Source organism: Bacteroides sp. An279, from assembly GCF_002159615.1.
In the GTDB taxonomy this organism is placed as follows: domain Bacteria; phylum Bacteroidota; class Bacteroidia; order Bacteroidales; family Bacteroidaceae; genus Phocaeicola; species Phocaeicola intestinalis.
The window spans coordinates 1-11145 of record NZ_NFJA01000108.1 but is presented as its reverse complement, the minus strand read 5'-3'; the positions used below and the strand labels follow the sequence as shown (position 1 = coordinate 11145).

Sequence of the window (11145 nt, the reverse complement as noted above, 5' to 3'; positions counted from 1 at the left end):
GTGTGCTTTGGGCGATTTTTTGGTCCTTTTCGCTCCTGTTCTTCGTCAGATAGCCCGCTATCTTCCTCATCACAGAAGCGGAAATGCCTCAAAAACTCATCCCAAATCAGCGCACGATAAATTCAAAACAGCTTCTAAATCCGTGTAATCTGTGGTGAAAAAACAAATCAGAACTCGCTGGTGAAATGAAACTTGATGTGCTTGAAATCATTCTGAGCCATTTGTAGCACATATCCGCTGTCGGCAAGGAAGACATCACGCCCTTCGCGGTCTTTTGCCATATACTGGAACTTCCGTTTCTTGAATGCTTCCAGTTCGTCCATATCATCGCTTTCTATCCAGCAAGCCTTGTACAGGCTGACCGGCTCCCAACGGCACTTTGCGTTGTATTCGTTCTCCAGACGATACTGGATTACCTCGAACTGCAACTGCCCTACCGTGCCTATCAGCTTACGTCCGTTAAACTGATTGATGAACAATTGCGCCACGCCTTCGTCCATCAATTGGTCAATACCCTTATTTAATTGCTTGGTCTTCATCGGGTCTGCATTTTCGATGTACTTAAACATTTCAGGCGAAAAACTGGGCAATCCCTTAAAATGCAACTGTTCGCCTTCGGTCAGCGTGTCGCCAATCTTGAACGTACCGTTATCCGGCAAACCGATAATATCGCCTGCCCACGCTTCATCTACTGTGGTCTTGCGCTGAGCCATAAATTGAGTGGGTGAAGAAAAACGCATTGTCTTGCCTTGCCGCACATGCAAATACGGCGTATTTCGTGTAAACTTACCCGAACATACCTTACAGAAAGCCACGCACGAACGATGGTTAGGGTCAATGTTTGCCGTAATCTTAAAAATGAATCCGGTAAATTTAGGCTCGTCGGGCATTACCACACGTTCCTCTGCCTGTACCGGCCGGGGACTGGGAGCAATTTCCACGAAGCAGTCCAACAATTCCTGTACGCCAAAATTATTTAATGCAGAACCGAAAAATACAGGTGCCAGTTCACCTTTCAAGTATTCATTGACATCAAATTCGGGATATACGCCTTCTATCAATTCCAAATCGTTGCGGAGCTTTTCAGCCAAAGGAGCGCCGATGTGGTTATCAAGCTCTTCGGTATGGATATCCACTTCCACCTTCTCCGTCACCACTTGCTTGGAAGGCTGGAACAGGTTCAGCTTCTTCTCATAAATGTTATACACACCCTTGAAACGCGGTCCGCTTTCGATAGGCCAGGTCAAGGGACGCACATTGATAACGAGTTCTTCTTCCAGCTCGTCCAGCAGGTCGAACGGGTCTTTAGCCTCACGGTCCATCTTGTTGACGAAAATAATCACCGGCGTGTTGCGCATACGGCACACTTCCATCAGCTTGCGTGTCTGCGTTTCCACACCTTTCGCCCCGTCCACCACGATGATTACGCTATCCACCGCCGTAAGCGTACGGTATGTATCCTCCGCAAAGTCCTGGTGACCAGGTGTATCAAGGATATTTACTTTGTAATCCCGATAATCAAACTCCATCACCGATGTAGTGACCGAAATACCACGCTGCTTCTCAATATCCATCCAATCGGAGGTAGCGGTTTTCTTAATCTTGTTCGATTTTACAGCACCTGCCACCTGAATCTGCCCTCCGAAAAGCAACAGTTTTTCCGTCAACGAAGTCTTACCGGCATCCGGATGTGCAATAATCGCAAATGTTCTTCTTCTTTCTATTTCCTGATTTGCCATATTTCTTATTTTTCTACGATATCAGTCTAAATCCAATTCCCCTTTTTTCTCCTTTATATAATAACCGGCAAGCATAGCCAGCAAATCACTGATTGCTTTCACCGCCTTCTGCGTATCTTCACTCACCTCTTTCTTTTGCAGTTTCAGCATCCATACGCCATACATGGCATCGAAGCATGTCTCCAGTTCAGGCACGTCCCTGTCCGCCCCCTTTGCCCGAAGCTCTACGATAAAAGGCAGAGCCTTGTAATAAGCTGCGCTATAGTAAGGGAATTTAGGCGAGCGGAGCAAACGCAGATGCAGGTCGGTCAGCCATACGATGATGTTCTTATTGATTTGCAAATGCCCCTTCTGCATCACGCCTTCATCGTGCATCATATTAATCAAGTCTTCATACCATTGCGTCAACTCTTGCCTTTGCGGGTCGGTCAGAGAAGGATACGTGTCGACGACATTCCGCCGTATCTGTCCGATATCGCAACCGTTGGCACGAATCAAGTCTTCCACCTGCCACATATAGAGCAAGTATTCTGCAATATTCTGTTGTTTAAGTTGTCGGGAAATATACATATTCTTATCGTATCTGTCAAGAGAAAGATTTTCCGGTAGCAGCCAGCACGAATCCCACCATCGCCGCTACAATCACCGCCACACCAATGATACGGTTCAGCATCCAGATGCCCCTCACATTAAACCGCGTGCGCACCTTGTTCACAAAATAAGTGATGCTGAACCACCAGCTTACCGCTCCCATAATAATGGCAAGATAGCCCACCAGCTGGAAGCCGATAGGGCTACCCGGCATCACGAATGAGAACCGGGCAAAGAGTCCGATGAACAGGAAGATAATCAATGGATTGGAAAAGGTGACAAAAAAGGCGGTCACAAAATTGTGCAGGTAAGTTCCTCTTTTACCCGACGAAGGCCGAAGCGCCTTCACCGGATTACTCCGGAACGTATAAATGCCGAAAGCCAGCAACATGATACTGCCCACCACTTGCAGAAAAATCTGATGCTTCAGAATAAGCTCGTCCATAAAGCTCATGCCGTATCCCGTAAGCAACGCATAGCAAATATCGCTCAGTGCCGCCCCCAGTCCTGTCACAAAGCCAAACCAGCGTCCTTTATTCAATGTACGCTGAATACAAAGAACGCCCACAGGTCCCAGCGGAGCGGAAACCACCACTCCCACTATAAACCCTTTTATCAACAAATCCAGTATCGTAACCTGTTCTATCCAATTCATAGTGCAAAGATGCTACTTTTTTGCGAGATTACCTACGATTTCGGCTGTAATTCTTTTACAACATGAAAGCCTAAGCCAAAATCCAATCTTTCCTACCCCCGTCCAGCGACCTCCCATACAACGAATATGCGCATCCATAAGGATAATATATGCAATCTTCCACACATACGTTTTCATCGGGCCACGCATATACTTCCAACGGCACATGCACTTATTTTCACCCACGCATAAAAACTCTTTCCCCACTACTCTTTCGAAAATATTTCCAGTCCACGTAGGAAATAATAAAAAATAAAGACTATCTTTGCCGGAAAGACAAATCATAACCATGACAGAAAGACTGAAAGAGATTAAAAGCAAGATTGACGATGGAGAGATTGACGCAGCCATCCAAGAACTGAACGAGCTCCTGGCCCAGCATCCGGACAATGCCGACTATGCCTACTACCTGCTGGGGAATGCGTTCCGCAAGCAAGGCGACTGGCAAGGAGCCCTGAACAATTATCAGGAAGCCATTGCCCTCAATCCCGACAGTCCGGCATCCGAAGCCCGGCGCATGGTGATGGATATCCTGGAATTTTATAACAAAGACATGTTTAATCAATAAGAATAAGGTAATTTTACTATGGCTAAGATGAAAGGTGTGGTAATCGTGAATACAGAACGCTGCAAAGGGTGCAACCTATGCGTGGTTGCCTGTCCGTTGCATGTATTGTCGCTTACCAAAAAAGTAAATCAAAAAGGATATAATTACGTACAACAGACCCTGGAAGACACCTGCAACGGTTGTTCTTCGTGCGCCATCGTATGTCCGGACGCTTGTCTGACAGTATACAGGGCAAAAGAAGCGTAAGTTTTTAAAAACAGGTAACCAGGTGACCAGGTACGAGTTGACTAGGTTTTAAATACCGTAGTAAAACAATTCCAGACCTAGTCAACTAGTACCTAAGACCTAGTCAACTATAAAAATTTAAAAAGATATGGCAGAAGAAGTAGTTTTAATGAAAGGAAACGAAGCCATCGCCCGTGCGGCCATCCGGTTCGGCGTGGACGGTTACTTCGGCTATCCTATCACTCCCCAATCGGAAGTATTGGAAACTCTCGCCGAACTAAAGCCATGGGAGACAACCGGTATGGTCGTCTTGCAGGCAGAAAGCGAAGTGGCAGCTATTAATATGGTATATGGAGGTGCCGGAAGCGGCAAGATGGTAATGACTTCCTCCTCCAGCCCGGGCGTCAGCCTGAAACAGGAAGGAATCTCTTACATTGCAGGTGCCGAACTTCCGTGCCTGATAGTAAACGTAATGCGAGGAGGACCCGGACTGGGTACCATCCAGCCCAGCCAGGCAGATTATTTCCAGACCACCAAAGGAGGCGGACACGGTGACTATCATGTCATCGCACTGGCTCCGGCATCGGTACAGGAAATGGCCGATTTCGTAGGGTTGGCATTCGAACTGGCTTTTAAATACCGGAACCCGGCCATGATTCTTGCCGACGGTGTCATCGGACAAATGATGGAGAAAGTCGTACTTCCCGAACCTCGTCCGCGCCGCACCGAAGAAGAAATCATTGCCCAATGTCCATGGGCTACCACAGGACGTAAAGGACGCAAGCCCAACATCATCACTTCGTTGGAACTTGACCCTGCGGTAATGGAACAGCGCAACCTGCACCTGCAAGCCAAATACGCAGAAATAACGGCACATGAAACCCGTTATGAAGAAATAGATTGCGAAGATGCCGAATACCTGATTGTAGCTTTCGGCTCATGTGCCCGTATCGCCCAGAAATCAATGGAGCACGCCCGCGAGGAAGGCATCAAAGTTGGCTTGTTCCGCCCCATCACCTTGTGGCCGTTCCCTGGAGAAGCCCTGAAGGAAAGAGCACGGCAAATGAAAGGCATCCTCGTCGTCGAACTGAACAGCGGACAGATGATTGAAGACGTCAAGCTGTCTGTGGAATGCCGCATTCCGGTCGAGCACTTCGGGCGCCTGGGAGGAATCGTTCCCGACCCGGATGAAGTCATCGAATCATTGAAAGAAAAACTCATCAACAACAAGTAACCGATTATGAACAAGATAAACCAGATCAGAACCGTACTGAACATTGTTTTTATGATAGGTGCAGTGGCTACTATCATCCTGTTCTTTACAGATGTCAACCAGACCGTATTTTTCTACGTATGTGCGACATCCATCATTATAAAAATGATAGAGTACGCGCTCCGATTCTCTCAACGTAATCGACAAGGAGGAAAACTATGACAAAAGAAGATATCGTAAAACCCGAAAACCTGGTTTACCAGAAACCTCGTTTATTGAACGACAACCCGATGCACTACTGCCCGGGATGCAGCCATGGAGTCGTACACAAGTTGATAGCTGAAGTCATCGACGAAATGGGCATGACTGAAAAAGCCATCGGCATCAGCCCTGTAGGATGTGCCGTCTTTATGTATAATTACCTGGACATCGACTGCCAGGAAGCCGCACACGGACGTGCACCCGCATTGGCAGGAGCCATCAAGCGCTTGTGGCCCGACCGCCTGGTATTCACATATCAAGGCGATGGCGACCTGGCATGTATCGGAACTGCCGAAAGCATTCACGCCCTGAACCGTGGTGATAACATCGCCATCATTTTTATCAACAATGCCATTTACGGTATGACAGGTGGACAAATGGCGCCTACCACTCTCGTCGGCATGAAAACCGCCACTTGCCCCTACGGACGTAATCCGGAAATCCATGGTTATCCGCTGAAGATGACCGAAATAGCAGCCACCCTGCAAGGCACTTGCTATGTCACCCGCCAGTCTGTGCACACCGTTGCAGCTATCCGCAAGGCGAAGAAAGCTATCCGCAAAGCTTTCGAAAACTCGATGCAGGGCAAAGGTTCCAGCCTGGTAGAAATCGTGTCGACCTGCAGCTCGGGCTGGAAAATGACTCCCGAAGCAGCCAACAAATGGATGGAAGAACACATGTTTCCTTTCTACCCGCTGGGCGACTTGAAAGATACGACGATTTGAGTTTTTAAGTTCTTGAGTTTTTAAGCTCTGCAATACTGACAGCATTTTATTTGCAAACTTAAGAACTATAGAACTAAAAAACTCAAGAACTTAAAGACTTAAAAACTAAAAAACTTAAAAACTCAAAACAATATGACAGAAGAAATCATTATAGCTGGATTCGGAGGCCAAGGCGTATTGTCGATGGGAAAAATCCTTGCCTACTCCGGTCTGATGGAAGGCAAAGAAGTGACCTGGATGCCTGCCTATGGCCCCGAACAACGCGGAGGAACCGCCAACGTCACGGTCATCGTGAGCGATGAACGCATATCTTCTCCGATTCTGAGCAAATACGATACCGCCATCATCTTGAACCAACCTTCTCTGGCAAAATTCGAAAGTAAAGTAAAACCTGGCGGCGTACTGATTTACGACGGCTACGGCATAATCAATCCGCCTACCCGCAAAGATATCCACGTCTATCGCATCAACGCCATGGACGAAGCCAACGAACGGAAGATGGCAAAGACTTTCAACATGATTGTATTAGGCGGACTGCTGAAAATCCGTCCCATTGTATCCATCGCAAGTGTGGTAAAAGCCTTGTACAAGACACTTCCCGAACGTCATCACAGCCTGATTCCAATGAATGAAGAAGCTATCCACATCGGCATGGACATCATCAAGGAAATGAAGTAACCCAGATTAAGGAATTGTTTTGAATATCCGCAGACATCCTATGTAGGGGCATAGCGCATACGTCCGAATGCATCAACTAATCCACGTGAATGTTTTGGGCGTATGCGATACGCCCCTACATGGCAATCGGGTGGAATGCGGATATTCAATAAAACTTTTTGGAGAAATTCAAAACAGCTTCTTAGATGCATTTGCCCCGTTTAACAATGACGAATATCTGCAAATCTGCCCCTAAGTTATCCCTTGTTTCGTTTTTCTTTTATATCTTTGTCCCCATTATGAGGAAGATACTTTTTATAGCAATCATAGCACTGATATGCGGCAAACTGTCCGCACAGAACACGTTATCCAACCAATTCGGAAGTTCGGCATCAGGTACAGACCGAGATATGTACGACCGGAACGGGAATCCGATAGACACAACCGCCGTTAACGATGCCAGCACCATTCCCATCGGGCTGACATCGTGGAAAATTGATGCCCGTTTCGGAAACCGTACCGAAGTGCCTGTCGATACTTTGCAGCATGGCTTCCAAAACACGAACGATACAGGAGGTCCTTACGGACATTATACCTATTTGGGGAACTTGGGAGCTCCCCGTATTGCTCATGTATTTTTCGACCGTAAAGATGCCAGCCAGTTCTTCTTTTTCGACCCTTACGATTACACTGTATTACAACCGCAAGACGTAACATACACAAACACCAAGTCGCCCTTTGTCAACTTGACTTATTATAAACAAGGTAGCAGCCGCGACGGAGAAGAACGTTTCAAAGCCTATTTTGCCGTGAATGCCAACAAACGGCTGGGATTCGGGTTCAACATCGACTATGTGTACGGACGAGGGAAATACGCCCACCAGTCAACAGCTTTATTCAACGGAAACCTATTTGCCTACTATCTGGGGGACAAATACAATATGCATTTCAGCTTCATCAACGACAACTTGAAGGTAGCCGAAAACGGCGGTATCACCGATGATCGTTACGTCAGTGCGCCGCTGGATATGGCTGAAGGAGGACGTACATACGCCAATAGCGAAATCCCGACCAACCTGAGTGCCATATGGAACCACAACACAGGATACCATGCTTTCCTGACTCATCGGTATAACTTAGGATTCTACCGTGACAATCCGGACGAAAACGATACAACCAACACACAGGTATTCGTACCTGTCACCAGTTTCATGCACACGGTGAAAGTAGACGTGGCAAGACGCCAATATATCTCACAAGATGAAACGGAGAACACGGAATACTTTCTAAATAATTTCTTGCCCGACATAGAACGTGACAAGACAGACTATCTGGCAGTAAAGAACACGCTCGGCATATCACTGCGCGAGGGATTCAACAAATGGGCAAAAGCCGGCCTTACCGCTTTCGTCACCCACGAATTCCGCCGCTTTACGATGACCGACACCATCGCCGGAACTCCCGGACAACGTATTCCTACAGATTATACGGAAAATGTCATTTCTGTGGGAGGACAACTCATCAAAGAACAAGGCAAAATGTTCCATTATAACGTAACGGGTGAATTTGCACTGATAGGCGAAGATGCCGGAGCATTTTCGGTGGAAGGACGCGGAAACATGAACTTCCGCCTGTTCAATGATACCGTCCGTTTACAGGCAAATGCCTATATCAAGAACCAAAACCCGACATTCTACTATCGTCATTTCCACTCGAAACATTATTGGTGGGACAATAACGACCTTTCGAAAATGATGCGTACCCGCATTGAAGGACAACTCAGCATTGACCGTTGGCGTACGCAACTGAAAGCTGGTGTAGAAAACATCACCAACTATACTTATCTCGATAACCTTTCGGTAAGTGACGGACAAGGCAGTAGCGGAGACGGAACTGGCAGCAGCAACGAAAGTGGAACCACAACTCATTACCTGAACAATCTAGGAGTAGCCCAACACTCGGGGAGCATCCAGGTATTCAGCGCATCGCTCCGGCAAGATTTCAAACTGGGTATTTTTCACCTGGATAACGAAGTGACTTACCAGACTTCAAGCAACCAAGACATCCTTCCATTGCCGAAACTGGTCTTGTACCATAACCTCTACCTCAGCTTCGGGCTGGCAAAGAAGGTTTTGAAAGTAGAAATGGGTGCCGACGTGCGCTATTTCACCGAATATTATGCCCCCGACTATGCGCCGGCAATCGGTCAATTCTATCTGCAAAACAAAGACACGCGCTACAAATTAGGGAACTATCCTTTAGTGAACGGTTACATCAACCTGCACCTGAAACGCACGCGTATCTTCTTGATGATGTACAACCTGATTCAAGGACAAGGGACCCACAGTTATTTCCTGGCTCCCCACTACCCACTGAATCCGCGTCTGTTCAAAATCGGCATATCGTGGAACTTCTTTGACTAAAAACCCGTACATTATGCAGAAAGGCAAACCCTTCATCCGATACAGCATCGTGGCAATAGTTATTGTTGCAGGATTTATTGTGTTCGGCACACAGAAAGAAAATAGTCCTGCCTATGCCCCTCGCGACTATGCCGAAATTGTCCAATCGGGCGTGTTGCGTGCAGTGACCGAATACAACGCTATCAGCTACCACATAAACAGAGACACGCTGCAAGGATTCGATTATGAACTGCTGAATGCTTTTGCCTCTGACAAACACCTGAAACTGGAAATAACTCCAGAAATGAGCTTTGAGAAACGACTTGCAGGTGTCACTAAAGGGAAATACGATCTTCTGGCGACAGGAACCGTTATCACATCCCAATCGAAAGACACATTGCTCTTTACCCGTCCGTTGACGTTAAGCAAACAAGTGCTGGTACAGCGAAAACCCGAAAACGAACAAGACAGCACTTATATCCGCAGCCAGCTCGACCTGGCACACAAACAATTGCATGTCATCAAAGGTTCTCCGGCATTGCTCCGGCTCCACAACCTTATCAGTGAAATAGCCGATACCATCTACATCCAGGAAGTGGAACAATACGGACCTGAACAGCTTCTTGCCATGGTGGCAGGAAAAGACATCGACTATGCCGTATGCGATGAAAGCATCGCCCGCTCTTTGCAGGAACGCTTCCCGAACCTTGACATCAATACAGCTATCAGTTTCACGCAATTTTATGCCTGGGGCGTAAACAAGCATTCGCCTGCCTTGCTGGATACCCTCAACCATTGGCTTGAACGGTACAGCAAAACCGCCTCTTACAAGAAACTGTACAACAAATACTTTTAATGACATCTCATCACAGAAGAAGAAGATACACAGATACTTTAGAGCCTGTTTTAATTCTCTCCATGTGATATACAAATATAGACCAATTAATAAGTTAACTGAAAAACAAAACTTGAAAACTATGCAATTAGACAAGGTAAACTGGGGATTCATCGGTTGTGGCGAAGTGACCGAAAAAAAGAGTGGTCCCGCTTTCAATATGATAGACGGTTCACGTGTTGTTGCCGTCATGAGCCGCGATGAAGAAAAAGTAAAATCGTATGCACACCGACACAACATTCCTCGCTGGTATACTGATGCGCAAGAACTGATAGGTGACGAGGATGTAAACGCCATTTACATCGCCACGCCTCCCTCTTCACATGCCACCTTTGCCATTATGGCCATGAAGGCAGGAAAACCTGTATACATTGAAAAACCTATGGCAGCCACCTACGAAGACTGTGCACGTATCAACCGCATCTCACAAGAAACAGGTGTACCTTGCTTTGTAGCCTATTATCGCCGCTATTTACCCTATTTCCAAAAGGTTCGTCAACTGGTAGAAGAAGGCAAGATAGGAAATGTCATCAATGTACAAATACGTTTTGCACAGCCTCCACGCGACTTGGATTATAACAGCACCAACCTGCCATGGCGTGTACAGCCCGACATTGCCGGAGGAGGTTATTTCTATGATCTGGCTCCCCACCAGCTGGATTTACTGCAGGAAATGTTCGGATGCATCCTGGAAGCAGAAGGATATAAGAGCAACCGTGGCGGACTATACCAGGCAGAAGACACCATCAGTGCTTGCTTTAAGTTCGAATCCGGATTGCCTGGTTCCGGCTCGTGGTGTTTTGTTGCTCACGAATCGGCAAAAGAAGACCGCATTGAAATTATTGGTGACAAAGGAATGATTTGCTTCTCTGTCTTTACCTACGAGCCTATCGGCTTACATACGGAACATGGACGTGAGGAAATCCTTCCACAAAATCCGTCCTATGTGCAGCTTCCGCTAATCAAAGCCGTAGTGGAGCATCTGCAAGGAAAAGCCATCTGTACATGCGACGGCATAAGCGCCACTCCCACCAACTGGGTAATGGACCGCATCCTGAACAAACTGTAAGAAGCTGTTTTGAATTTATCGTGCGATGATTTGGGATGAGTTTTTGAGGCATTTCCGCTTCTGTGATGAGGAAGATAGCGGGCTATCTGACGAAGAACAGGAGCGG

The 11145-nt window shown here is 46.9% G+C and carries 12 protein-coding genes; 9 read left to right on the top strand and 3 right to left on the bottom strand.

Going from position 1 to position 11145, the window contains the following annotated elements; translation table 11 throughout:
* Positions 1–167: 167 nt before the first annotated feature.
* Genes B5F78_RS14565 through B5F78_RS14555 form a run of 3 tightly spaced genes read right to left on the bottom strand, consistent with a single transcriptional unit; the run spans position 168 to position 2985 of the window.
* Positions 168–1739, bottom strand: coding sequence for a peptide chain release factor 3 (locus B5F78_RS14565; RefSeq protein ID WP_022041222.1), 1572 nt, complete (start codon positions 1737–1739; stop codon positions 168–170).
* Positions 1740–1760: 21 nt separating this feature from the next.
* Positions 1761–2309: a DUF4924 family protein gene (locus B5F78_RS14560; protein ID WP_022041221.1), complete on the bottom strand. Its 549-nt coding sequence runs from the start codon at positions 2307–2309 to the stop codon at positions 1761–1763.
* Positions 2310–2325: 16 nt separating this feature from the next.
* Entirely contained in the window at positions 2326–2985 is a 660-nt protein-coding gene (locus B5F78_RS14555; RefSeq protein ID WP_087211866.1) for a LysE family translocator, read from the bottom strand.
* A gap of 328 nt (positions 2986–3313) precedes the next feature.
* On the opposite strand from B5F78_RS14555, the gene B5F78_RS14545 reads away from it, so the two are divergent.
* The 9 genes from B5F78_RS14545 (at position 3314) to B5F78_RS14505 (ending at position 11039) form a co-directional block, all read left to right on the top strand.
* Positions 3314–3592 carry a tetratricopeptide repeat protein gene (locus tag B5F78_RS14545; RefSeq protein WP_087211873.1) on the top strand — a complete coding sequence of 93 codons (279 nt, stop codon included), beginning with the start codon at positions 3314–3316 and terminating at the stop codon, positions 3590–3592.
* A gap of 18 nt (positions 3593–3610) precedes the next feature.
* Positions 3611–3838, top strand: coding sequence for a 4Fe-4S binding protein (locus B5F78_RS14540; RefSeq protein ID WP_022041218.1), 228 nt, complete (start codon positions 3611–3613; stop codon positions 3836–3838).
* A gap of 127 nt (positions 3839–3965) precedes the next feature.
* Positions 3966–5051 carry a 3-methyl-2-oxobutanoate dehydrogenase subunit VorB gene (locus tag B5F78_RS14535; RefSeq protein ID WP_022041217.1) on the top strand — a complete coding sequence of 362 codons (1086 nt, stop codon included), beginning with the start codon at positions 3966–3968 and terminating at the stop codon, positions 5049–5051.
* 6 nt (positions 5052–5057) lie between these two features.
* On the top strand, positions 5058–5252 hold the full coding sequence (locus B5F78_RS14530) for a hypothetical protein (protein ID WP_022041216.1): 195 nt from the start codon (positions 5058–5060) through the stop codon (positions 5250–5252).
* Positions 5249–6016 (top strand): thiamine pyrophosphate-dependent enzyme, encoded by a 768-nt coding sequence (locus B5F78_RS14525; protein WP_022041215.1) that lies wholly within the window; start codon positions 5249–5251, stop codon positions 6014–6016. Before B5F78_RS14530 ends, B5F78_RS14525 begins: the two co-directional genes overlap by 4 nt.
* 132 nt (positions 6017–6148) lie before the next feature.
* Positions 6149–6694 carry a 2-oxoacid:acceptor oxidoreductase family protein gene (locus B5F78_RS14520; RefSeq protein WP_022041214.1) on the top strand — a complete coding sequence of 182 codons (546 nt, stop codon included), beginning with the start codon at positions 6149–6151 and terminating at the stop codon, positions 6692–6694.
* A 278-nt stretch (positions 6695–6972) separates the two neighbouring features.
* Positions 6973–9096: a putative porin gene (locus B5F78_RS14515; RefSeq protein WP_087211888.1), complete on the top strand. Its 2124-nt coding sequence runs from the start codon at positions 6973–6975 to the stop codon at positions 9094–9096.
* A 13-nt stretch (positions 9097–9109) separates the two neighbouring features.
* The gene (locus B5F78_RS14510) at positions 9110–9931 is read left to right on the top strand and encodes a transporter substrate-binding domain-containing protein (RefSeq protein ID WP_087407044.1); all 822 of its coding nucleotides are present in this window, start codon (positions 9110–9112) and stop codon (positions 9929–9931) included.
* 121 nt (positions 9932–10052) lie between these two features.
* Positions 10053–11039: a Gfo/Idh/MocA family protein gene (locus B5F78_RS14505; protein WP_022041211.1), complete on the top strand. Its 987-nt coding sequence runs from the start codon at positions 10053–10055 to the stop codon at positions 11037–11039.
* The last annotated feature ends 106 nt before the right edge of the window (positions 11040–11145 follow it).

What these genes read in the sequence shown, in the direction of transcription:
- B5F78_RS14515 (WP_087211888.1), top strand. Translation starts at nt 6,973, where the DNA reads ATGAGGAAGATACTTTTTATAGCAATCATAGCACTGATATGCGGCAAA.
- B5F78_RS14510 (WP_087407044.1), top strand. Translation starts at nt 9,110, where the DNA reads ATGCAGAAAGGCAAACCCTTCATCCGATACAGCATCGTGGCAATAGTT.
- B5F78_RS14545 (WP_087211873.1), top strand. Translation starts at nt 3,314, where the DNA reads ATGACAGAAAGACTGAAAGAGATTAAAAGCAAGATTGACGATGGAGAG.
- B5F78_RS14540 (WP_022041218.1), top strand. Translation starts at nt 3,611, where the DNA reads ATGGCTAAGATGAAAGGTGTGGTAATCGTGAATACAGAACGCTGCAAA.
- B5F78_RS14565 (WP_022041222.1), bottom strand. Translation starts at nt 1,739, where the DNA reads ATGGCAAATCAGGAAATAGAAAGAAGAAGAACATTTGCGATTATTGCA.
- B5F78_RS14555 (WP_087211866.1), bottom strand. Translation starts at nt 2,985, where the DNA reads ATGAATTGGATAGAACAGGTTACGATACTGGATTTGTTGATAAAAGGG.
- B5F78_RS14530 (WP_022041216.1), top strand. Translation starts at nt 5,058, where the DNA reads ATGAACAAGATAAACCAGATCAGAACCGTACTGAACATTGTTTTTATG.
- B5F78_RS14560 (WP_022041221.1), bottom strand. Translation starts at nt 2,309, where the DNA reads ATGTATATTTCCCGACAACTTAAACAACAGAATATTGCAGAATACTTG.
- B5F78_RS14535 (WP_022041217.1), top strand. Translation starts at nt 3,966, where the DNA reads ATGGCAGAAGAAGTAGTTTTAATGAAAGGAAACGAAGCCATCGCCCGT.
- B5F78_RS14520 (WP_022041214.1), top strand. Translation starts at nt 6,149, where the DNA reads ATGACAGAAGAAATCATTATAGCTGGATTCGGAGGCCAAGGCGTATTG.
- B5F78_RS14525 (WP_022041215.1), top strand. Translation starts at nt 5,249, where the DNA reads ATGACAAAAGAAGATATCGTAAAACCCGAAAACCTGGTTTACCAGAAA.
- B5F78_RS14505 (WP_022041211.1), top strand. Translation starts at nt 10,053, where the DNA reads ATGCAATTAGACAAGGTAAACTGGGGATTCATCGGTTGTGGCGAAGTG.